This is a genomic window from Ligilactobacillus sp. WC1T17, from assembly GCA_900110005.1.
GTDB lineage: Bacteria > Bacillota > Bacilli > Lactobacillales > Lactobacillaceae > Ligilactobacillus > Ligilactobacillus ruminis_A.
In genome coordinates this window covers 52,368-75,479 of record FOCC01000004.1, presented here as the reverse complement: position 1 = coordinate 75,479, position 23,112 = coordinate 52,368, and the positions used below count along the sequence as shown (strand labels likewise).

Below are 23,112 nucleotides of genomic sequence, written 5' to 3'. Positions count from 1 at the left end.
CAAGCTGTCTGACCTCTTTTTTTTAGCCTACCGACCCTTCCATTTGATAATTAATCAAACGATTAAGTTCTACAGCATATTCCATTGGCAATTCTTTTGTAAATGGCTCAACAAAGCCCATTACAATCATTTCAGTCGCTTTTTCTTCCGAGATTCCCCGACTCATCAAATAATAGAGTTGTTCTTCGGAAATCTTGGAAACCTTAGCTTCATGTTCCATTGAAACATTACCATTTAAAATCTCATTGAAAGGAATCGTATCACTGGCAGATTTATCATCCATGATGATTGTATCGCATTCTACGTGGGCAAATGACCCATCTGACTTGCGTCCAAAGCGAACATGGCCCCGATAGTCAACGCGTCCACCATCTTTACACAGGGACTTGGAGATAATTGAACTGGTCGTATTAGGCGCATTATGAATCATCCTAGCGCCCGTATCTGAATCAATACCCTTGCCGGCAAAGGCAATCGATAACATCGTCCCCCGGGCCCCTTTTCCATCTAAATAAACACTAGGATATTTCATGGTAACTTTAGACCCAAGGTTGCCGTCAACCCATTCCATGGTGGCATTTTCCAAGGCCCGAGCCCTTTTAGTTTCCAAACTATACACATTATCGGACCAATTTTGGATGGTGGTATACCGGCAATAAGCATCCTTTAACACATTAACTTCAACGACCGCCGCATGCAGGCTGTCTTTGGAATAATTAGGTGCAGTACAGCCTTCTACATAGTTAATGCTGGCACCTTCATCAACAATAATCAAAGTTCTTTCAAATTGACCGGAATTGCCGGCATTAATTCTAAAATAGCTTTGAATTGGTACTGAGACTTTAACCCCTTTAGGCACATAAATAAAAGATCCGCCTGACCACACGGCTGAATTTAAGGCAGCCATCTTATTATCAGATGGCGGTACCAACTTGCCAAAATATTTTTTAACTAAATCAGGATATTCCTTCACCGCTGAATCAGTATCCATAAAAATAATACCCAATTTATTAAAGTCTTCGCGCATATTGTGGTAAACCACTTCTGATTCGTACTGGGCTGAAGAACCGGCTAAATATTTTCTTTCGGCTTGCGGAACACCCAAACGGTCAAAGGTCTTTTTGATATCATCGGGCACATCTTCCCATTTGCGGGCAACTTTATCGGTATCACGTCTGAAATAGTTAATATGTTCAAAATCAAGCGGGCTCAAATCAGGACCAAAATCCGGCATTGATAACTTCTTGTATGTTTCATAAGCCTTCAGCCTAAATTCAAGCATCCATTCCGGTTCCTGCTTAGCAGCTGAAATCTCCCGGACGATTTCTTCAGTTAACCCTTCACCCGTGGTATAAATCGGCTTGACATCATCTTTAAAACCGTATTTATATTCACCGCCAAGTTCTGGCATTGCTTCAGTCATGTTCTTCACCTTCCTTATTTACCGCTTGATAAATTGCCTTCCAAGCTAAGGTAGCGCATTTAATCCGAGCTGGAAATTGCGCAACACCCTCTAACACCGAGGCGTCACCTAACAATTCATCATAATCAGCTTTTTCATCTTTTTTACCTGTGACCATATCCGAAAAAGCCATCACCATTTTTTCCACTTCAGCTGGTGTCTTACCCCTTACTTCATCACACATCATTGAAGCTGATGCCTGCGAAATGGTGCAGCCACTGCCGGAAAAAGCGATGTCACTAATCTTGCCATCTTTTAAAGCCACTTGCAAATCTAAAACATCACCACAAGTTGGATTTCTTAATTCAAGCTCATGATCTAAATGTGCCAAAGTGCCATGGTGATGTGGCTGATTAGCATGTTCCAAAATCATTTGCCGATATAAATTATCTAATTTAGAAAGTGCCATTTGAAAAGAACTCCTTTGCTTTAACAATTGCTTCAATCAGTTGATCGGCATCGGCTTTAGTATTATAAAGGTAAAAACTGGCGCGGGCTGTTGCCGCAACATTCAAATATTTCATCAAAGGTTGCGCACAATGGTGACCAGCTCTAACAGCTACCCCTTCCATATCCAAAGCCGTTGCTAAATCATGCGGATGCAGGTGGTCCAAATTAAATGAAATGACACCCGTGTGGCGGTTAGAATCGTGTGGTCCATAAACTTCAAGGCCATCAATCGCTAATAATTTAGGCAGGGTATACGCTACTAAAGCTTGTTCTTGTTTTTGAATAGCAGGATAGCCGATTTGATTTAAATAATCAATCGCACTGCCTAGGCCAATCACACCAGCAATATTTTGCGTCCCGCCTTCAAATTTCCACGGAACCTCTTTGTAAGTCGAACGTTCAAGATCGACAAAATCGATCATTTCACCGCCATACTCTAAAGGAGCCATTTGTTCAAGTAAATCAAACCGGCCCCATAAAATACCAATTCCTGTAGGCCCCATCATTTTATGACCTGAAAAAGCCAAAAAATCGATATCTAAATCTTGAACATCAACTTGCATGTGGGGAACAGACTGCGCTCCATCCACAACCATATAAGCGCCATATTGATGGGCTAACTGTGCTATTTCTTTAATGGGGTTGACAACGCCCAAAACATTGGAAGCTTGTGCTAACGAAACAATTTTAGTTTTAGCATTAATCTTTTGCGCCACATCATCAAGGTCCAGCGTCCCGTCGGCGTTCAATTTAAGATATACCAATTTGGCACCCGTCTTTTGACAGGCCACTTGCCAGGGAACCAGGTTGGAATGGTGTTCAAGGTATGACACGACAACTTCATCACCGGCTTTTAACCTTGGGGTCGCAAAAGAAGCTGCCACCCAATTTAAGCCTTCAGTTGTTCCTTTGGTATAAACAATTTCCCTTTCACTTTTAGCATTAATTAGCTTTTGCACCTTAACCCGGACAGCTTCAAACTGATCTGTTGCTCTTTGAGCTAACGTATGCACGCCACGATGAACATTAGCATTATCGTAGGCATAATAGTGCCTTAAGGCATCCAAAACCTGTTTAGGCTTTTGGGCAGTCGCAGCACTATCCAAATAGGCCAAGCGCTCATCATTAACTGTTTGGTGTAAAATCGGAAAATCTTTGCTGTAATCATTCATCTGCTTGTCCATTGACCAATTTCTCCTCAATCATATCAGATAATTGACGGCGCACCGTCACATTTGGCACTGCCGTCAATACAGGGCCTAAGAAACCGCGAATAACCAGGCGTTCGGCGATTTTTTGCGGCAAACCGCGGCTCATCAAATAGTAAAGCTGGCTTTGATCAACCCGACCTACACTAGCAGCATGCCCTGCGGAAACATCATTATCATCAATTAATAAAATTGGGTTAGCATCCCCACGCGCCTTGGTTGACAGCATCAACACCCGGCTTTCCTGCTGGGCGTCAGCTCCCTTGGCGCCGTGAATAATATGGCCAATACCGTTAAAAATCAGCGCTGATTTAGCTAAAATAACCCCATGCTGCAAAATATGCCCGATGGAATGCTTTCCGTAATTTGTCACCCGCGTATCAATGCCTTGAACCTGCTTGCCGGTCGAAATGGCAATCACTTTTACTTCTGCATGAGAACCGGCCCCTTTTAAATCAGAATCAAAATCACCGACAATATTGCCGTCATTCATCATCCCCATTGACCAGTCAATTTTAGCATCATTTTCGAGATAGCCCCGCCGGTTCAAATAAGTTGTGGTGTTGGCACCTAACCGGTCAAAGCTGGCAAATTTGACATGCGAGCCGGCTTTGGCAATGACTTCGACAACAATATTTGCCGTATTTGCGACGTCACCAACTGTCAGTAAATTTTCTAAATATGAAACTTCACTGTTGGTATCTGCAATAATCAAAACATGGTGGACATAGTCTTTTTTTTGCAGAGCATTTTGGATGAAATAACTGGTAATTGGTTCTTTAATGACGGTATTTTTCGGAATATAAAGTAAAGCTCCGCTTGAAACCAAGGCTTGATGCTGAGCTGTCAGCTTATTTTCATCAGCTTTCACAGCTGTTGTCATAAAATAAGTTTCCATAAGGTCAGCGTGCTTTTTTAAAGCATCATCCAAGTCAGTTAATATAACCCCCTGTGCTGTCAATGCTTCATCTAATTGACACTTAACCGTCGTTGTACCGCATTCGACTAACTGATTTTCACTGGGCGTAAATAGCAAATCATCCGGCCAAGTATCTGCTTCTTTTTTCAAATCATTTTGCAATTGGATCGGCCATTTTTGGTAGCGGATTTTTTGAAAAGACGGCAAAGAAAGGCTGTCAGCCTTGATCCAGGCCGCTAATCTTTTCTCGGTAAAAAAGTTTGGCTCTTTTTTAAAAACGCTATAAGCTTCAATGGTTTCTTTTGTTAAAGTCATAAAAAAACCTCCTAAGCATTTTCATCAGTCAACTTGATATCTAAGCCAAGTTCATCTCTTAAGCCGGCGTACCCTTCATCTTCGAGCTTCTTAGCCAATTCTGGGCCCCCTGTTTTTACAATTTTGCCCCCCATCATCACATGAACTACATCGGGCACAATGTAGTTGAGTAAGCGTTGATAGTGGGTAATAATGAACGCTGAAAATTCCGGTCCACGCATTTCATTGACACCTTTTGAAACGACCTTCAAGGCATCAATGTCAAGCCCTGAATCAATTTCATCCAAAATAGCAAATTTAGGCTTAATCATCATCATCTGTAAAATTTCATTGCGCTTCTTTTCGCCACCCGAAAAGCCTTCATTAAGGTAGCGTTCAGCCATTTCATCAGTCATATCTAAAAAGTCCATGGTTTTAGACAAATCTTTTAAAAATTGGCGAATCGAAATGGGATTTTCTTTAGGGCGGCGGGCATTAATGGCTCCACGAATAAATTCAGCATTCGTTACTCCGGGAATTTCAGCTGGATACTGCATCGCCAAAAATAAGCCTAAACGGGCTCTTTCATCCACCGGTTTATCTAAGATGCTTTGACCATCAATTAAAATATCGCCTTGTGTAACTTTATAGGCTGGATTTCCCATAATTGATTCAGATAAAGTTGACTTACCTGTCCCATTAGGTCCCATAATGGCATGAATTTCACCAGATTTCATGGTTAAATTAACACCTTTTAAAATCTCTTTATTTTCAATTTCAACATGCAAATCTTTAATTTTAAGCGTTGACATTTGTATCCCTCCGCTAAATTTATTAATACAATTAATTATATGCTAATTGAGAATGCTTTTCAATTAAACAAGCTTAAGCAAAAAAGGCTGTACCCGTGGATACAGCCCTTTTTTAACGATTGCCAAAATCTTTTTCATTTGAGAACATATAACTCTTATTGTGGTACCTCATTGACATAATCATACCAATCCCAATCATATTTCCGATTAAAGCTGAACCACCTTGACTGATAAAAGGCAACGGAATCCCTGTCAAAGGCAAAAGTCCGATATTCATCCCAATATTTTCAAAAACGTGGAATAAAATCATCATAATAACCCCAGTGGAAATATAAGCATAAAATTCATTTTTCGTGTCAAAAGTAACCTGAATCATTTGAAAAATAAGCAGCATATAGATGAAAATCAGCAGGCAGCAGCCGATAAAACCAAAATTTTCACCAATAACTGAAAAAATCATATCTGATTCCCGTACCGGTACGTATACATGCGAAACATTGAACCCTTTACCCAAAAGCTGACCAGATCCAATAGCCTTCATACTTTGCCATAATTGATAACTCTTTGAGCTTGAGTCAGATGAAGGATTAAGCCAAGAATCAATCCGACTAAACTGATAAGCTTGAAAACCGAGTTTGGTTAAAATACTGCGGTCAAAAATAACCAAGAAAATCGCCAAACCGCCCACCAGCGTTGCTAAAGAAGCCAATGGAATAATGAGCCGCCATAAAATACCGGATACTAAAACGACCCCGGCAAAGATGGCAAAAAACACCAGCATCGTCCCAAAGTCATTTTGTAATTTAAGCAAAACGGCAATGGGCACCGTCCAAGCTAACATCTTGCCGATTAACAGCCAATCCGTTTTCACGGTATGTTCAGGAAATTCGCTATTATGTTGCGATACAGCCCGTCCCAGCATCAAAATATAAGCAGGCTTCATCACTTCTGACGGCTGAAAAGACAAGGGCCCCACTACAAACCAACTTTTAGCACCGTTATTAGCATAATAGGTTCGACTATAACAAAACAGCACCAGTATCAGCAAAAGAATACCTAGGCCATATACAATCGGGGCAATTTTCCACAGCTGTTCAGCATCAAACTGCATAACAAACCAAACAGCTCCCATCCCTAAAAGATACCAAACAGCCTGCGTAATCATCACCCGTGTCGGATTGGCAATACTGGTATCGTGATTTACAGCTACATACAAAGCGGTCATACCAATTACCGCCAAGACTAAGATACAAAAAATGATTCCCCAATCAATGCGGGCATCATCATCCGTGTCAGAGCGCTTTAAATATTCTTTATTTTCCATCACAAAATCCTTTCTCAGTCACCTTTTAAAAAAAGGCTGCGTTGCCACAGCCCCTTTATTAGTGATGTAAATGATATGCTCGCAAAATCCAGCTATAAGCTTCATCACGTGAAGCTAAGGTCATCTGTTCGCCATTGTGGTTTACAGCCTTAAAGCGACTTTCTTCTTCCGTAACGGTTCCCACAACTTCTCCATCTTGCGTTGCAAGTTCATAAACTTGCTTGCCGTTTAACATTTTTTCATTTTCTTGAATTTGAATGTTTTTTTCTTTTTTCGACATTTAACTTACTCCTGAGTCTTGTTTGCCTTATCTTTTTTTGGATTACGATTGCGTAAAAGGGTAACATGGTCGGGAACAGGATCATATCCGCCCCGAATAAAAGGATTACACCTGATAATGCGGCTGCATCCCATCAAAAAGCCCCAAAATGCCCCGTGCTTATTGATTGCCTCCAACATGTAGGTTGAACAGGTCGGATAATAACGGCAACTTGGTGGCAAAAGGGGCGAAATATATCTTTTATAAAATAAGATAGGCGCAATCAAAAGCTTTTTCATTATTTGTCCTTAGACAATTGTTCGATATGATCAAGCAACAAACCAGAACCCACAGCAACATCATCCAATGGTGTTTCCGCAACCATTACCGGCACCGTCAAAGCTTCAGCAAATCTCTCACTAATGCCATCCAGTAAAGCACCGCCACCAGTCATCACAATCCCACAATCAATAATATCAGAAGCAAGTTCTGGCGGTGTATCGCTCAAAACATCATGAGCTGCTGCAATCATACTTTCAACAGTGTCATTCATCGCATCAACCGTTTCATCAGAATGAAGTACAATGGTCTTAGGCAAGCCGGTAACCACATCGCGCCCTCTAACTTCAGTTTCTTCATGACGATGTCCACGAATAACACTGCCAATTTCAATTTTAATGCTTTCAGCTGTATGTTCACCAATCAAGAGACCATAATTTTTCTTCACGAAATTAACAATATCTTGATTCAACCGGTCGCCAGCGCTTCTCAAGGAACTAGCACAAACAATGTCACCTAAAGACAGCACAGCAATATCACTCGTACCACCACCGATATCAATGACCATATTACCTTGTGGTTGGAAAATATCCAAGCCCGCACCAATAGCGGCAACTTTTGGTTCTTCTTCTAAATAAACATTGCCGCCACCTGATTTTTCAGCTGCTTGGCGAATTGCCTTACGTTCAATATCAGTCGTATTTGTTGGGCAGCAAATCAAAATATTAGGTTTTGACATAAAGCCTTTGACATTTAATTTCTTGATAAAGTAAGAAAGCATTTGTTCTGTCATATCAAAATCAGCAATAACACCATCTTTTAAGGGACGGATAGCACGAATATTGCTTGGTGTCCGGCCTACCATCTTGTAAGCTTCTGAACCAACTGCCAATACACGGCCTGATTGAGTATCAATGGCAACAACAGAAGGTTCATTCAAAACAATGCCTTTGCCCTTCACGTTGATTAAAACATTTGCAGTACCTAAGTCGATACCGATATCCTTAGCCATAACAATCTCCTTTAATTAATTAGTAAATATAGTTTCAAAATAAATAGCATACTTTTTTATTATATCACATGTCAAGAGTACACAAAATAAAAAGATAACCAAAAAAGGCTGATTTTCCACAGCCTTTTTTCTTACGCATGTTGTCTGCTAGCCAATTTAAACGGTTCATCCGTAATATCATCAACCCGCTTAATCTCAGCACCTAATTGGGCTAATTTTTCATGAAATTTGTAATAACCGCGATCAAGATACTGTAAATGCGTTACTTGAGTAATCCCTCTAGCTTTTAAGCCGGCTAAAACTAAAGCTGCTGCCGCTCTTAAATCGGTTGCGGCTACTTCAGCCCCGCAAAAATCAGTTGGACCGTAAATAACCACAGAATTGCCTTCAATCTTGAAGTCGGCGTTCATCCGGCGCAACTCTTCTAAATGCATAAAGCGATTTTCAAAAACGGTTTCAGTTAAAACCGAAGTTCCGCTTGCAGCCAACTGTAAAATAGACATTTGCGGCTGCATATCGGTTGGAAAACCTGGATGCGGCAAGGTCTTAATCGTTGTTGCCTTTAACTTTTCAGGACCAATAACCCGAACTCCGCCTTCTTCTTCGAGCACTTTAACACCCATCTCTTCTAATTTTAAAATCAAGGGCTTATTATGTTCACTAATGGCATCTTTAATTAAAACATTGCCTTGTGTCAAAGCAGCAGCCACCATAAAAGTACCTGCTTCAATGCGGTCTTGAATAATAGCATGTTCTGTTCCATGCAAAACTTCTACCCCAACAATTTTAATGGTTTCAGTCCCAGCACCGTAAACTTTAGCCCCCATTTTATTCAAAATATTTGCTAAGTCAACAATTTCTGGTTCGCGCGCTACATTATCAATAATCGTAGTTCCCTTGGCTAAAGTAGCCGCCATCATAATATTTTGGGTCGCACCAACACTTGGAAAATCAAGGTAGATATTAGCCCCTTTTAAACCATCGGTTAAGGCTTCAATATAGCCATCATGCCTTTCAATAGTAGCACCCATTGCTTCTAGGCCTTTCAAATGTAAATCAATCGGCCTTGATCCAATCGCACAACCACCTGGCATAGCTACCTTGGCATGCCCCAATCGCGCCAAAAGCGGACCTAAAACAACAATCGAAGCGCGCATTTTAGATACATACTTAAAAGGTGCTTCATATGACAAATTACCCGTTGCATCTAAAGTAATGGTCTTGTTGGCTTCATCTAAACCAACTTGCACATTTAAAAAACGAATCACATTATTCATTGTATAAACATCTGATAAAATCGGGACGTTTGTCAAAAAAGTCCGTCCTTCGCTTGCTAGGATACTAGCTGCTAAAATGGGCAAAACTGCATTTTTGGCACCTTCAATTTCAACTGTGCCTTCTAAACGGTGCCCACCATGTACAATAATCTTTTCCAAGTGCCAATCCTCCATAATTACTTAATTAAATAGGTCATATTAGTCAAACTCGTCAAAAAGCTTAAAAAAAAGGAACTGACCGTATAGCCAATTGCAACTGAGAACAATACCAACGCCATCTTAAACTTATTTTGCTGCTGTTTATTAAAAAAGCGGTCTAAGCGCAAGCCTTGAAAAGCACTAAAGGTTAGCGCAATAAACACAAAATGGCTAATGATGGTTAATAACGCCATTACTCCAATATCTTGCATGTGTGTAAAACCTTTCAATTAATTCGAACTAATCATAGCATATTATCTTATTTAAGTCACGGCTAAAACGGGATTCTTAAGATTTAAATGCACTAAAAAAAGCCTGCCCTTAAGCAGACTTTTTACTTAATGCTTTGAAACATGCAAACGATTCATCGCACGCCGCAGGGACACTTCGGCCCGGCGCAAATCATCCACATTGTGTGTTTCTTTAGCATCTTGGATACGCTTTTCAGCACGTTGCCGTGCTCTTTCAGCACGTGACGCATCGATATTCTCTTTGCGTTCAGCTGCTGAGGAAACAACTGACAAAACATTATTAGAAAATTCAATAAAACCACCACTAACAGCAATTTCATCAAATTTATTTTCACCTGTCTTAACCCGAATTTCATCAATGGCAAGTGAAGCAAGCAAAGGTACACGGTTAGGCATAATACCAATTTCACCTAACGTCGTCTTGCAAACAGCTAAATCTGTCTTGTTGTCGTAAACAACACCATCGGGGGTAACGACATTGACAGTGAGTAAGGACTTATCATCCATTGGACGCTACCTCCTTAGTTATTGCTTGTCATTTTCTTTGCTTTTTCAACAACATCTTCGATTGGTCCTACCAAACGGAAGGCATCTTCTGGAAGATCATCGTATTTACCTTCAAGGATTTCCTTAAAGCCTTTAACAGTTTCTTCAACTGGTACATAAGAACCTGGAATACCAGTGAAACGTTCGGCAACGTTGAAACTTTGTGACAAGAAGAATTGAATACGACGGGCACGAGCCACGATAACCTTTTCTTCATCAGATAATTCATCCATACCTAAGATAGAGATGATATCTTGCAATTCACGGTAACGTTGCAAAACATGTTGTACTTCAGTAGCTACACGGTAATGTTCTTCACCAACAATTTCAGGTGTCAAAGCACTTGAAGTGGAAGCCAACGGATCAACGGCTGGATAAATACCTTGCTGTGTCAAGGAACGTTCCAAGTTGGTTGTAGCATCCAAGTGGGCGAAAGTGGTAGCTGGAGCAGGGTCGGTATAGTCATCAGCTGGAACATAAACAGCTTGAATAGATGTAACTGAACCCTTCTTCGTTGAAGTTATACGTTCTTGCAATTGACCCATTTCAGTAGCCAAAGTTGGTTGGTACCCAACGGCTGATGGAATACGGCCTAACAAGGCAGAAACTTCTGAACCGGCTTGTGTGAAACGGAAGATATTATCGATGAACAAAAGCACATCTTGGCCTTCAACATCACGGAAGTATTCAGCAATTGTCAAACCAGTCAAAGCAACACGCATACGTGCTCCAGGCGGTTCGTTCATCTGACCAAAGACCATGGCTGTTTTTTCCAAAACGCCAGATTCTTTCATTTCATAATACAAGTCATTACCTTCACGGGTACGTTCACCAACACCAGTGAAAACAGAAATACCGTTGTGTTCTTGGGCAATGTTGTGGATAAGTTCCTGAATCAAAACAGTCTTACCAACACCGGCACCACCGAACAAACCAATCTTACCACCTTTAATGTAAGGTGCTAAAAGGTCGATAACTTTAATCCCTGTTTCAAGGATTTCTGTACCTGTACTCAATTCATCGTATGAAGGTGCTTCACGGTGAATTGGGTCACGACGATGATTTTCATCAAATTCTGGACCATTATCAATTGGATCCCCTAAAACGTTGAAAACACGTCCCAAAGTATCTTTACCAACAGGCACACTGATTGAGCGGCCTGTATCAACAACTTGTGCCCCACGTTGCAAACCATCTGTTGAATCCATGGCAATTGTACGCATAACACCATCGCCAAGTTCAAGCGTAACTTCAATGACAAGTTCAGAACCGTCACTGCGCTTTACTTTTAAGGCGTTGTTGATAGCAGGTAAAGTATCACTAAGAGGGAATTGGACATCGACAACAGGGCCGATAACTTGAACTACTTTACCGTAACTCATTTCGTTAATTCCTCCTACATTTCTAATTCAAGGCAGCTTGTGCACCTGTGATTTCTGTAATTTCAGTTGTAATTGCACTCTGACGAGCTCGGTTGAATTGCAATTCCAAAGAAGAAATGATGTCCTTGGCATTATCTGTCGCAGACTTCATTGCTGTTGAACTGCAAGCATGTTCAGATGTTTTGGCATCTAAAATAGCCCCATAAACCAAACTTTCTGCATATTGAGGCAAAATAACTTCCAAGATGGCATCTTGTGAAGGTTCTGTTTCGTACTCAATTTGATAATCATGTTCATCAGTTGCAACTAAATCGTCAATCCCCATATTTTCAGCTGAAATAGGAAGCATTTGTTCAGCACGAAAGACAGAGGTTAATGTATTTACAAAGTGGCTGTAGCAAACGATAAGTTCATCGTATACGCCTTCGTCATACATTGAAACAATTTTTTTCACGATAGGCCGGATTTCCTTGAAAGTCGGAACATCTTTTACACCGCGATAATCATAAACAATGTCAAAGCCACGTTTACTAAAGAAATCAGCACCGGTACTGCCAATCGCAATAACCACTGTATCCTCTGGGGTATGGTTGCCTTGTTTCAGCAATTCTAATGTTGACTTGATAACATTGCTGTTATAACTGCCAACTAACCCACGATCGGAAGTGATTACAACTAAGCCAGTCTTTTTAACTGGTCTTTGCTTAAGCATCCCAAGTGTATTTGGTTTGCCATCTTGGCTCTTCCCAACTTCTCCGCTAACAGCGGCAGAATCAAGCAGGTGAGATTTTGCCAAATGGGTGATGACACTTCGAATCTTGGATGAGTAAACTTGATAGCTTGCAGCATGCTTTTGAATTTGGTTAAGCTTTGCTGTTGAAACCATCTGCATCGCACCCGTGATTTGTCCTGTCTTCTTTGTCGAATCAATTCGGCGTTTAACTTCTTGCATAGAAGCAGGCATCAGTTCTCACCATCCTTTCTTAATCTTTGCTTGGTTGGAAAGTTTCTGCAAATTCAGTAATTGCAGCATCCATCTTATCAGTATCAGGTAATTTACCCGTTGACTTGATTTCATCAAACAAATCTTGGTGATTTGCACTAAAGAAATCAAATAATTGATCTTGATAATCCAAAATGCTATCAACTGGAACTGAATCTAAGAAGCCGTGTGTCAAAGCATATAAAATGACAACTTGGTTTTCCACTGGAAGTGGCTTATGCAATGGCTGCTTCAAAACTTCCACTGTCCGACGGCCACGGTTCAACTTAGCCTGGGTAGCAGCATCCAAATCAGAACCAAATTGTGCAAATGATTCAAGTTCACGATATGAAGAAAGGTCCAAACGTAAAGTACCAGCAACTTTCTTCATCGCCTTAAGCTGCGCATCCCCACCAACACGGGAAACAGATGTACCAGCATCGATGGCTGGACGAACACCGGCATAGAAGTTATCACTATCAAGGAAGATTTGACCATCAGTGATAGAAATAACGTTAGTTGGAATATAAGCTGAAACGTCACCGGCTTTAGTTTCGATAAATGGCAAGGCAGTCATTGATCCGCCACCAAGTTCATCACTTAACTTAGCCGCACGTTCAAGCAAACGAGAGTGCAGATAGAAAACATCACCTGGGTAAGCTTCACGACCAGGAGGACGTCTCAAAATCAAAGAAAGTTCACGGTAAGCATCAGCCTGCTTAGATAAATCATCATAGATAATCAAGACATGCTTGCCGTTGAACATAAATTCTTCACCCATAGCAGCGCCAGCATATGGAGCTAACCAAAGCAATGGAGCTGGTGAAGAAGGACCAGCTGCTACGACAATGGTATAATCCATCGCACCATACTTGCGCAATGTTTCTACTTGAGCTCTAACAGTTGATTCCTTTTGACCAATAGCAACATAGATACAAATCATGTCTTCGGTCTTTTGGTTTAAAATTGTATCGATTGCCAAAGAAGTTTTACCTGTCTTACGGTCACCGATAATAAGTTCACGTTGCCCACGGCCAATAGGAACTAAAGCGTCAATCGCTTTAATACCTGTCTGCAGTGGTTCTGTAACAGATTGACGTTCCATAACGCCAGGAGCTTTACGTTCAACTGGACGTGTCTTATCTGTTTTAATTTCTCCTAAACCGTCAATAGGTTGTCCCAATGGGTTAACAACACGCCCGATAAGAGCTTCACCTACAGGGACTTCCATGATACGGCCAGTGCGCTTAACTGTATCGCCTTCGCGAATACCTTTAAAGTCACCCAGAACAACGATACCAACATCATTTGATTCCAAGTTTTGAGCCATTCCGTATGTTCCATCTTCAAATTGAACAAGTTCACCGGATAAGGCATTATCAAGTCCATTAGCACGGGCAACACCGTCACCAACATATGTTACTGTACCAACTTCATCAACTGTGAGTTCAGTTTGGTAATTTGCTAATTGTTGCTTGATAAGAGCACTGATTTCCTCAGCCTTAATGCTCATAAAAGTCTCACCTCTTTAAATTTACTGTAATAACAGACGCTTGATACCTTCAATTTTTGACTTAATTGAGCCATCATAAACAACGCTAGCTGATTGCATAATCACGCCGCCAATGATGTCAGGATCAACCACAGGATCAATCAAGACTTTTTCGGCACCCACAACATTAGCAAATGAAGTAGCAAGTTTTGCCTTTTGATCTTCATCTAGTTCGATAGCAGTTGTCACTTTAACTCTGACAACCTTTTCGAATTCGTCGTTTAATCTGTTAAATTCATCAATGATATCTTCAAGGTTAAAAATCCGACCATAATCATATAACATGTTCAAAAGATTGGTTGTTAACTCTGAAGCTTCATCAGTAATTTGTTTTAAAATGGCAAGTTTGTCTTCGTGCTTAATGGAAGGACTTGTCATAAATGTAATAAATTCTGGTTCTGCGTCTAAAGCTTGCTTAATTTGATTTAATTCAGCCAAAGTTTCATTTCTGACCCCTTTTGCTTGAGCTACTTCAAATAAAGCTTGACCATAACGCTTAGCAACTGTTTGTCTATCTAATGCCATTTTGCTTCCCCAACCCTTCGATATATGAGTCGACTAAGGCTTTTTGATCCTCAGCATTCAATTCTTTTTGAATGATCTTTGAAGCAATTTCAATAGACAGTTCAGCTACGTCATTTTTAATGCCGGACATTGCCTCTTGACGTTGTTGTTCAATGTCTTTTTTAGCATTATCCTTCATTGTTTTGACTTCTGACTGAGCAGAATCAACGATGCTGGCTTTTTGTTGTTCGCCATTCTTCTTGGCACGATCAAGAATCTTAGAAGCTTCCACGTGTGAATCTTTCAAAGCTTCTTCACGCTTCTTAGCTAATTCTTCTGCCTTGCTGCGAGCTTCTTCAGCAGAGTCAATATCATTGGCAATCTTTTCTGCCCGCTTATCCATCATTTCAGTTACAGGACCCCAAGCAAAATGCTTAACGGCTGCAACTAAAACAGCGAAGGTTAAGAGGTAAAAAAGAAAATCGCCCCATTGAACGCCTTCAGCAGCACCTAATAAAAATGTTGCATTCATCTATTGACACCTCCTAATCTAGCAATATTTAAAATTATATTGATAAATTTGGATTATTTGTTCAACAACATGAATGAAATAACGACAGCGATGATAGGAACAGCTTCAATCAAACCAACCCCGATGAACATTGTTGTACGTAATTGACCAGAAAGTTCTGGTTGACGTGCCATAGATTCGAGTGTCTTTGAAATAACCATACCGTTACCAAAACCTGTACCAATAGCAGCAAATCCTGCAGCAAGACCTGCGCCTAATAATGCTAAACCTGTTGTCATAATAAAAATCCTCCTTGATTTTCCTATGTTTTATTCTTTTTCGACCTTTTGTGACATATAAACCATCGTCAATGTTACAAAGACGTAGGCCTGGATCGAACCAATAAATACTGAGAATCCTTGCCAAACCATTTCAAGTGGAAAGGCCGGAATCAAAGTCCACGGTGCAGCTGCTTTACCTAATTGTTGATAAATTACAGTCAGCAAAACTTCACCTGAATAAATATTCCCGTAAAGACGTAATGCTAAAGTCAAGAAATTGGTAAATTGTTCGATGACATTAATCGGGAACAAAGCGGGCATCGGACTGAAATAAGAGTTCTTGACATAACCCTTAAAACCAAATTTGATGACCCCCATAAAGTGGGAAAGTAGCAAAACAGCAAAAGCAAGTGTCAATGTTGTTGCCGTTGAAGCTGTTGGACTCTTAATATAAGTAACGCCCCCAACATTTACTTGGAAAATTAATCCCAGTTGGTTAGAAACGAAGATGAACAAGAAGAGTGTAAAGGCTAAAACGCCGTATTTCTTGCCTTCCTCGTCCGGAATGGCGCTTTTGACAATCCCATTAGTAAAATCAATCACCCATTCCAGCAAATTCTGTTTGCTGTTAGGACGCATCTCAACCTTACGCGACAGCCAAAAGACTAAACAAAAAACAATCAGTGCTGCAACTAGCCCCGAAAGACAGTTACCTACGTTAAACGGAATTCCAAAAAGCTTCAGAACCTGAGCTTCTTCATTCACAGAATCTCACCTCTTTTCAAGTAAGATCATTACGGTTGAACAATAATTGGTCGAACCATAAGGATGGAAACTCAAAGACATAAGATGTCTTTGATACACTTGAAATAATACCACCATTTTCGTGAAAATACAAAGTAGAAAAGATGGGCTTTTTCATGTCCTTTTAGCGAAAAAATTCAAACAAAACCGCATGATGATTGATTTATTTGAATAGTAATCCGAATAAAAAGCGTTTTCATGAATTTGATACAATTTTGAACATTTTATGAAAACACAACAAAACAGCTATTTTGTTCCAAATAAACGATCTCCAGCGTCGCCCAAACCTGGCACAATATAGCCGTCTCCATTCAAATGATCATCTAAGGCAGCAGCAAAAATATCAATATCCGGGTGTGCTTCACGCAAGGCTTTTACCCCTTCTGGAGCAGCTACTAAACAAACAAACTTAATTGATTTCGCGCCCCGCTTCTTTAAAGCATCAACCGCCATAATAGCAGAACCGCCTGTTGCTAACATTGGATCGACAATGAACATTTCACGATTTTCCAAATCGCCTGGCATTTTGACAAAATATTCGTGTGGCTGTAAAGTCTTTTCATCACGATACATGCCAATATGTCCTACCTTAGCAGCGGGAATGAGATTCAAAATCCCGTCAACCATCCCTAATCCAGCCCGTAAAATCGGCACAACAACCACTTTTTTACCAGCTAACTGCTTTTGGACTGTCTTGCCCATTGGTGTTTCGATTTCCACATCTTCAAGCGGCATATCACGTGAAACTTCATATGCCATTAAAGTCGCAATTTCATCTGCTACTTGGCGAAATTCACGTGTCCCGCAATCCTTGTTGCGGATAATCGTCAACTTATGCTGGATTAATGGATGATCTAAAACTTCAAATTTACCCATGAATAAAAACCTCCTTTGGTATTATATATATTTTAGCGAAAATACCCGTTTTTGGCTACCGAATTTACCTAAAAAAATAAACATTTCCCCGTCACTTACGGCCAAATGGCCACCTTCTGACAGCAAAATGTTATTTGTTACTCATCATTTTTTATTTTCAAAAAAAGTATTCCCCGCTGATTTTTTCAACCGATTCATGTAAGCAGCACCTAAGCCGGTTTCAGCTACTCCAGCACATAAAATTGCATCAACCTTATCATCAGCATCAAAATAGCGCAATCCAGCAAATAATTTTTGGCTGGCTGATTTAACATCAGCCCCTAAAGAATAGCAGTCAGGATCGTTTTTAAGCCCATATTGTTGCAATATGCGGTCAAAAGCCATTACTCCGACTTTTTGTGGCCGTTTAGCCCGCCAAGCTAAAGCCTGGTCCCAAGCGTCATCATTTACAATATAAACTTGAGCATCAGGAGCATAATGCTTATACTTCATCCCCGGAGCTTTGGGCACTTCATTTTGACTGACATGATGACGGTCAGAATCAACTTCTTCACCCAAAACAGCTGCAATTTGTTCTTCTGTAACAGCGCCTGGACGCAGAATAGTAGCTTTTTCAGTTGATAAATCAACAATAGTTGATTCTACCCCTACTGTGGTTGGACCATCATCTAAAATGCCGGCAATCCGCCCTTCCAAGTCATGATAAACATGTTGTGCTGTGGTAGGACTGGGCTTGCCGGAAGAATTAGCTGATGGTCCTACAATAGGCACACCCGCTTTTTCAATCAAGCTTTGGGTTGCCTTATTTTGCGGCATCCTAAAAGCTGCTGTCTCAAGTCCGCCTGTAACAGCCTTAGATAAAGCATTAGGCTTAATTTTAAGCACCATAGTCAACGGTCCTGGCCAAAAAGCATCCATTAATTTCACCGCTCTTTGCGGCAATTCTTCAACATATTGCGCCACCATTTCCCGCGAAGAGACCGTCACAATCAAAGGATTATCCGAAGGTCTTCCTTTAGCTAAATAAACTCTTTTAACAGCTTGTTCATTGGTAGCGTCAGCACCTAAACCATATACGGTTTCAGTCGGAAAAGCGATCAATTCGCCTAAACGTAATTCTTGGGCAGCCTGATCGATTTCATCAGTTGTATAAATCTTAGTAATTAACATTTATATCCCTTCTTAGTTAAAAATAACCCGCACCATGCGGTCACGTCCGCTTTCATCTTGTTTTAGAGTCACTTGCGCCTTAGGATAAGCTTTTTTAAATAAGGAAACAAGTTTTTGTCCTTGTAAAAAGCCAATCTCAAGGTAAAGTCTGGCATTAGGGTTTAAATGGCCTTTAATTTCTCGGCAAATTTTCTTATAAATCGCTAAACCTTCATCTTCAGCAAATAACGCTAATTCAGGTTCATAATCCAGCACACTTTGATCCATATATTCTGCCTCATCTAAGGCAATATACGGCGGATTTGAAACAACAACGTCAAATTTTCCCGCAATGCCGTTAAAAACATCGCTGACACAAAAAGACACATCCGCCTCTAAAGCCTGCGCATTTCCCTTAGCCACCGCCAATGCAGGCGCACTGATATCACTTAAAAGCACCTCACATTTGGGATTTTCTTTTTTCAATGTTACACCAATAGCACCACTGCCGGTGCCTAAATCCAGCACCCGGCCACAAACGCCATCTTGCAAGATCCATTCAACCAAATCCTGGGTTTCAACGCGCGGAATTAATGTATACTCATTAACTTTAAATTTACGTCCAAAAAAAGCGGCATATCCCAAGATATATTGCGGTGGCATTCCCTTTAAATATTTGGCTACATTAGCCTGGAAAAGCTCCCATGACTTTTGGTCAAACTCGTCTTGGTAATGGGTTAAAAGTTGGGTTAAATTCCAGCCCATTTGCCCACATAACAATAAATCAATAGCGCTATGCTCTAAATTATTTTGATCAGCCAGCAAAAAAGCCCATTTCTGGGCTTCAAAAACGGTTATCTTATCAGCCATTTTGCAATTCTTCCAAGGCCTTGGTTTGATCATACAAGACTAAAGCATTGATGATATCATCAAGTTCACCATTCATAATCCGGTCCAATTTGTTGAGTGATAGACCTATACGGTGGTCAGTCACGCGGTTTTGCGGATAATTGTAGGTTCTGATTCGTTCGGACCGGTCTCCGGTTCCAACAGCCGATTTCCGGTTTTCATCATATTCGCTTTGTTCTTGGGATTTGTAGTAATCGTAAACACGAGCCTTTAAAATTTGCATTGCTTTTTCACGGTTTTGCTGTTGTGAGCGCTGATCTTGCATAGCTACGACAATCCCGGTTGGCAAGTGGGTCATCCGCACCGCTGAACTGGTCTTGTTGATATGCTGGCCACCGGCACCGGATGAACGGTAAACGTCCACTCGGATATCTTTCGGATCAAGGTCAATTTCAACATCTTGTTCTTCTGGCATAACTACCACTGTAGCCGTTGACGTATGCACCCGTCCGGCTGATTCAGTTACTGGTACCCGTTGTACCCGGTGAGCACCACTTTCATATTTGAGTTTGGACCAAACATTTTTGCCGTTGATAACCATCGCAATTTCCTTAAAGCCACCAACTTCAGTCATGTTGCGGTCAATTACTTCAACTGACCAGCCTTGACGTTCAGCGTACTTGCTGTACATTGAGAATAAGTCAGCAGCAAATAAGCTGGCTTCATCCCCACCGGCAGCCCCGCGGATTTCCATGATTAAATTCTTGCCATCATTAGGGTCTTTAGGCAAAAGTAAAATCTTGATTTGTTCTTCAAGTTCTTGCTTTTCTTTCTTAGAATCTGACAATTCTTCTTTAACCATGGCTGCCATGTCATCATCAAGGCTGCCTGAAAGCATCTCTTCATCATCAGCAATCTGTTGCAAAACTTGCTTATATTGGGCAAATTTTTCAACTGTTTCCCGCAAATCAGCCATTTCTTTTGATAATTCCATAAAACGCTTATTATCAGAAATAATATCAGGGTCTGACAAGAGTTCGCCTAATTCTTCATAACGGTCAGCCAGCATTTGCAATCTGTCTAATAATTTATCCATTAATTATTCTCCTTTACAATAATTTGTGCTTCGTTTACCGGTGGTGCAAAATAATGCTTGCGGCATACAGGATAATATGACTCATTCCCGCCAATAGCAATTTGTTCGCCAGCATAGACTGGGCGTCCATTATTAACCCGTAAATTCATGGTTGCCTTTTTAGCACAAAACCAGCAAATTGTTTTCATCTCTTCAATTTTGTCAGCATATAGCAGCAGGTATTTTGAGCCTTCAAATAATTCATTTTGAAAATCATTTTTTAAGCCAAAAGTCATCACAGGAATGTTTAATTCATCCACTACCTTGGTTAATTCCAAAATATGATGCTTTTTTAGAAACTGTGCTTCATCCACTAAAACACAAGCAGCTTTAGGATTAACAGCCATCACTTTGTCATACATATTATCTTCATCAAATACCGGTACAGCTTTGCGTTTCATACCGATGCGGCTGGAAACATATCCCACTTCATCACGGTTATCTAAGCCGCTAGTCATGATAATTACGCTTTTAGCCTGTTCTTCATAATTGTGTGCTACTTTGAGAATTTCAATGGTTTTACCACTGTTCATCGCACCGTAGCGAAAAAAGAGTTGTGCCAAAATTCTGCCCCCATCTGAAAAAATTCGTTCTTTTCCAGTATATATGATTTGTAAATAAATTTCACCCCTAAAAAGAATTTACAGAAACAAAATACGTGCCATCTTGAAAATTCATGGTAGAATATCAATGATGTATTTAAATTGGAGGAAAGAAAAAATGTCTTTCAAAAGTTCACTCGCAATAACAGTAGGTAAAAGTTCCCGCTGGTTTTTGCATAAATTTCTTCACGGAGGAACATCCTTACCAGGCAAAATTGCTTTAAAACTCGACCCTGATGTGCTTAAAGCCCTAGCCAAAGATTACGAAATTATCGTCATCACCGGCACTAACGGCAAAACCTTGACGACTGCTTTAACAGTTAAGGTTTTAGAAAAAGCATTCGGGCATGTTTTAACCAATCCCAGCGGTTCAAATATGAAGCAAGGAATTGTCACGGCTTTCTTATCTGATCACGTTTCTAAAAAGTCAAAGCGTAAATTAGCCGTTTTAGAAACTGATGAAGCCAACGTTCCCATTATCTGCCAGTATGTGAGTCCCAAATATTTTGTTTTGACCAACCTTTTCCGTGATCAAATGGATCGTTACGGCGAAATATATACAACCTACGACAAAATTTTAGCTGGTATTGCCCTGCATCCCAAAGCAACGGTGATTGCTAACGGTGATGCGCCGATTTTTAACAGCAAGAACTTGCCTAACCGCGTCGTTTATTATGGCTTTGACAACCAAGCCGAACAAGACCAATTAGCCCCCGCCAATACTGATGGCCTTTTATGTCCTAAATGTCATCATATTTTGCATTTTAAAGCACGGACTTACAGCAACTTGGGCAAATATTTCTGCCCTAATTGCGGTTTTATGCGGCCTGAATTGACACATTATGTCAGCCATATTGACCAGCAAACGCCACAAAGTTCAACTTTTGAAATTGATGATCAACAAATTACTTTGCACATTGGCGGAACCTACAACATCTACAATGCTTTGGCTGCCTATACAGTTGGACAAGAATTAGGCATCGCCAAAGATACGATTGCAAAAGCTTTAAGTGATAATGATGAAAAAGTTTTTGGCCGACAAGAAGTCATTCAATTAGACGACAAGGAAGTCACCTTAATTTTGGTCAAAAATCCCGTTGGTTTAGACCAGGTTTTAGAAATGATTAAAACCGATACTGAACCATTCAGCTTAGCTGTCTTACTCAACGCTAATTACGCTGACGGCATTGATACCAGCTGGATTTGGGATGGACAATTCGAAAGCCTGCCTTTCGATCAGATTCCTTATGTCTTAACCGGTGGCGAACGCTTTAAAGATATTACTTTCAGATTGCGAGTGGCCGGCGTTAACGAAGAAAAATTTTATCAAGAAGAAAAATTATCCGATGTCGTCAACTCTATCAAACAAATGCCTACCCGCCACGTTTATGTCTTAGCCACCTATACTGCTGTATTGCAGCTGCGTAAACTTTTAAATGAACAAGGCTACCTTAAAGGAGGAATGGACTAGTGAAATATCAACTAAAACTTGCACACCTTTATGGCGACTTGTTAAACACTTATGGCGATATCGGCAATATTTTGGTTTTACAATATTATGCTAAACAAATGGACACCGACATCGACGTTAAAGTAGTCTCTTTAGAACAGGACTTTAAAAAAGACGCCTTTGACTTAGCCTTTTTCGGTGGCGGGCAAGATTTTGAGCAAGCAATTGTTTCCAAAGATATCCAACGGATGAAAAACGAACTAACCGCCTTTATTGAAGATGACGGACCTATCTTAGCCATCTGCGGCGGCTACCAACTGTTGGGTCACTACTACATTGGTGCTCATGGTGAAAAAATTGAAGGCATCCACGCCTTGGACCATTATACCAAAAGCCAAGACCACAACCGTTTTATTGGCGATATCACCATCAAAAACGAAGAATTCAACGAAACCTACCATGGTTTTGAAAACCATAACGGAATGACTTTTTTAGGTAAAGGTGAAAGGCCTTTAGGTACTGTCATCTCAGGCCATGGCAATAACGGTCAAGACCAAACCGAAGGCGCCATTTATAAAAATGTTTGGTGCTCTTATTTCCACGGACCAATTTTAGCTCGCAATGGTTTGTTAGCTAAGCGTATCTTACTGGCTGCTTTGAAACGTAAATATCCTCAAGCTGATTTTTCTAAGCAAGAAGCGTTAATTATCAAACCGACTTATTAATTAAAAAAAGGACTCACAA

At 40.5% G+C, this 23,112-nt stretch carries 26 protein-coding genes; 2 read left to right on the top strand and 24 right to left on the bottom strand.

Annotated elements, in window-relative coordinates; genetic code table 11:
- Positions 1 to 22: 22 nt before the first annotated feature.
- From sufB to BMX26_RS03435, 24 genes are all read right to left on the bottom strand, one after another.
- Positions 23 to 1,423, bottom strand: coding sequence for a Fe-S cluster assembly protein SufB (gene sufB / locus BMX26_RS03550; RefSeq protein ID WP_075530085.1), 1,401 nt, complete (start codon positions 1,421 to 1,423; stop codon positions 23 to 25).
- Positions 1,416 to 1,871 (bottom strand): Fe-S cluster assembly sulfur transfer protein SufU, encoded by a 456-nt coding sequence (gene sufU, locus BMX26_RS03545; RefSeq protein ID WP_075530084.1) that lies wholly within the window; start codon positions 1,869 to 1,871, stop codon positions 1,416 to 1,418. Before sufU ends, sufB begins: the two co-directional genes overlap by 8 nt.
- A complete protein-coding gene (locus tag BMX26_RS03540) occupies positions 1,858 to 3,096 on the bottom strand; it encodes a cysteine desulfurase (protein ID WP_075530083.1) in 1,239 nt (412 codons plus the stop codon). Before BMX26_RS03540 ends, sufU begins: the two co-directional genes overlap by 14 nt.
- A complete protein-coding gene (sufD, locus tag BMX26_RS03535; protein ID WP_075530082.1) occupies positions 3,077 to 4,354 on the bottom strand; it encodes a Fe-S cluster assembly protein SufD in 1,278 nt (425 codons plus the stop codon). The genes BMX26_RS03540 and sufD overlap by 20 nt, the downstream gene beginning before the upstream one ends.
- Before the next feature lie 11 nt (positions 4,355 to 4,365).
- On the bottom strand, positions 4,366 to 5,145 hold the full coding sequence (gene sufC / locus BMX26_RS03530; RefSeq protein WP_075530081.1) for a Fe-S cluster assembly ATPase SufC: 780 nt from the start codon (positions 5,143 to 5,145) through the stop codon (positions 4,366 to 4,368).
- Positions 5,146 to 5,257: 112 nt separating this feature from the next.
- Positions 5,258 to 6,469: an FtsW/RodA/SpoVE family cell cycle protein gene (locus BMX26_RS03525; protein WP_075530080.1), complete on the bottom strand. Its 1,212-nt coding sequence runs from the start codon at positions 6,467 to 6,469 to the stop codon at positions 5,258 to 5,260.
- Positions 6,470 to 6,527: 58 nt separating this feature from the next.
- On the bottom strand, positions 6,528 to 6,749 hold the full coding sequence (locus BMX26_RS03520; protein ID WP_075530079.1) for a DUF2969 domain-containing protein: 222 nt from the start codon (positions 6,747 to 6,749) through the stop codon (positions 6,528 to 6,530).
- Positions 6,750 to 6,754: 5 nt separating this feature from the next.
- Complete coding sequence (gene yidD / locus BMX26_RS03515; protein ID WP_075530078.1) at positions 6,755 to 7,027, bottom strand: membrane protein insertion efficiency factor YidD; 273 nt, start codon at positions 7,025 to 7,027, stop codon at positions 6,755 to 6,757.
- Complete coding sequence (locus tag BMX26_RS03510; protein ID WP_075530077.1) at positions 7,027 to 8,019, bottom strand: rod shape-determining protein; 993 nt, start codon at positions 8,017 to 8,019, stop codon at positions 7,027 to 7,029. Before BMX26_RS03510 ends, yidD begins: the two co-directional genes overlap by 1 nt.
- A gap of 131 nt (positions 8,020 to 8,150) precedes the next feature.
- A complete protein-coding gene (gene murA / locus BMX26_RS03505) occupies positions 8,151 to 9,455 on the bottom strand; it encodes a UDP-N-acetylglucosamine 1-carboxyvinyltransferase (protein ID WP_075530076.1) in 1,305 nt (434 codons plus the stop codon).
- A 17-nt stretch (positions 9,456 to 9,472) separates the two neighbouring features.
- Complete coding sequence (locus tag BMX26_RS03500) at positions 9,473 to 9,706, bottom strand: DUF1146 family protein (RefSeq protein WP_075530075.1); 234 nt, start codon at positions 9,704 to 9,706, stop codon at positions 9,473 to 9,475.
- 126 nt (positions 9,707 to 9,832) lie between these two features.
- Positions 9,833 to 10,252 carry a F0F1 ATP synthase subunit epsilon gene (locus tag BMX26_RS03495; protein WP_075530074.1) on the bottom strand — a complete coding sequence of 140 codons (420 nt, stop codon included), beginning with the start codon at positions 10,250 to 10,252 and terminating at the stop codon, positions 9,833 to 9,835.
- Between the two features lie 14 nt (positions 10,253 to 10,266).
- Positions 10,267 to 11,673: a F0F1 ATP synthase subunit beta gene (atpD, locus tag BMX26_RS03490; RefSeq protein WP_075530073.1), complete on the bottom strand. Its 1,407-nt coding sequence runs from the start codon at positions 11,671 to 11,673 to the stop codon at positions 10,267 to 10,269.
- 22 nt (positions 11,674 to 11,695) lie between these two features.
- Positions 11,696 to 12,637 (bottom strand): F0F1 ATP synthase subunit gamma, encoded by a 942-nt coding sequence (locus BMX26_RS03485; protein WP_075530072.1) that lies wholly within the window; start codon positions 12,635 to 12,637, stop codon positions 11,696 to 11,698.
- A 19-nt stretch (positions 12,638 to 12,656) separates the two neighbouring features.
- On the bottom strand, positions 12,657 to 14,168 hold the full coding sequence (atpA, locus tag BMX26_RS03480) for a F0F1 ATP synthase subunit alpha (protein ID WP_075530071.1): 1,512 nt from the start codon (positions 14,166 to 14,168) through the stop codon (positions 12,657 to 12,659).
- 21 nt (positions 14,169 to 14,189) lie between these two features.
- Positions 14,190 to 14,732, bottom strand: coding sequence for an ATP synthase F1 subunit delta (gene atpH / locus BMX26_RS03475; RefSeq protein ID WP_075530070.1), 543 nt, complete (start codon positions 14,730 to 14,732; stop codon positions 14,190 to 14,192).
- Positions 14,719 to 15,243, bottom strand: coding sequence for a F0F1 ATP synthase subunit B (gene atpF / locus BMX26_RS03470; protein ID WP_075530069.1), 525 nt, complete (start codon positions 15,241 to 15,243; stop codon positions 14,719 to 14,721). The genes atpH and atpF overlap by 14 nt, the downstream gene beginning before the upstream one ends.
- A gap of 53 nt (positions 15,244 to 15,296) precedes the next feature.
- Entirely contained in the window at positions 15,297 to 15,521 is a 225-nt protein-coding gene (gene atpE, locus BMX26_RS03465) for a F0F1 ATP synthase subunit C (protein ID WP_075530068.1), read from the bottom strand.
- A gap of 30 nt (positions 15,522 to 15,551) precedes the next feature.
- Entirely contained in the window at positions 15,552 to 16,268 is a 717-nt protein-coding gene (gene atpB, locus BMX26_RS03460; RefSeq protein WP_075530067.1) for a F0F1 ATP synthase subunit A, read from the bottom strand.
- A gap of 285 nt (positions 16,269 to 16,553) precedes the next feature.
- Positions 16,554 to 17,183: a uracil phosphoribosyltransferase gene (upp, locus tag BMX26_RS03455; RefSeq protein ID WP_075530066.1), complete on the bottom strand. Its 630-nt coding sequence runs from the start codon at positions 17,181 to 17,183 to the stop codon at positions 16,554 to 16,556.
- 144 nt (positions 17,184 to 17,327) lie between these two features.
- Complete coding sequence (locus BMX26_RS03450) at positions 17,328 to 18,353, bottom strand: L-threonylcarbamoyladenylate synthase (RefSeq protein ID WP_075530065.1); 1,026 nt, start codon at positions 18,351 to 18,353, stop codon at positions 17,328 to 17,330.
- Positions 18,354 to 18,365: 12 nt separating this feature from the next.
- Positions 18,366 to 19,202, bottom strand: coding sequence for a peptide chain release factor N(5)-glutamine methyltransferase (prmC, locus tag BMX26_RS03445; RefSeq protein WP_075530064.1), 837 nt, complete (start codon positions 19,200 to 19,202; stop codon positions 18,366 to 18,368).
- Positions 19,195 to 20,277 carry a peptide chain release factor 1 gene (gene prfA, locus BMX26_RS03440; RefSeq protein WP_075530063.1) on the bottom strand — a complete coding sequence of 361 codons (1,083 nt, stop codon included), beginning with the start codon at positions 20,275 to 20,277 and terminating at the stop codon, positions 19,195 to 19,197. The genes prmC and prfA overlap by 8 nt, the downstream gene beginning before the upstream one ends.
- On the bottom strand, positions 20,277 to 20,879 hold the full coding sequence (locus BMX26_RS03435) for a thymidine kinase (RefSeq protein WP_075530062.1): 603 nt from the start codon (positions 20,877 to 20,879) through the stop codon (positions 20,277 to 20,279). The genes prfA and BMX26_RS03435 overlap by 1 nt, the downstream gene beginning before the upstream one ends.
- 157 nt (positions 20,880 to 21,036) lie before the next feature.
- On the opposite strand from BMX26_RS03435, the gene BMX26_RS03430 reads away from it, so the two are divergent.
- Together BMX26_RS03430 and BMX26_RS03425 are read left to right on the top strand one after the other, a co-directional pair.
- Complete coding sequence (locus BMX26_RS03430) at positions 21,037 to 22,389, top strand: Mur ligase family protein (protein WP_075530061.1); 1,353 nt, start codon at positions 21,037 to 21,039, stop codon at positions 22,387 to 22,389.
- Positions 22,389 to 23,093, top strand: a complete 705-nt coding sequence (locus tag BMX26_RS03425) for a type 1 glutamine amidotransferase (protein WP_075530060.1) — start codon at positions 22,389 to 22,391, stop codon at positions 23,091 to 23,093. The genes BMX26_RS03430 and BMX26_RS03425 overlap by 1 nt, the downstream gene beginning before the upstream one ends.
- Positions 23,094 to 23,112: the final 19 nt, after the last annotated feature.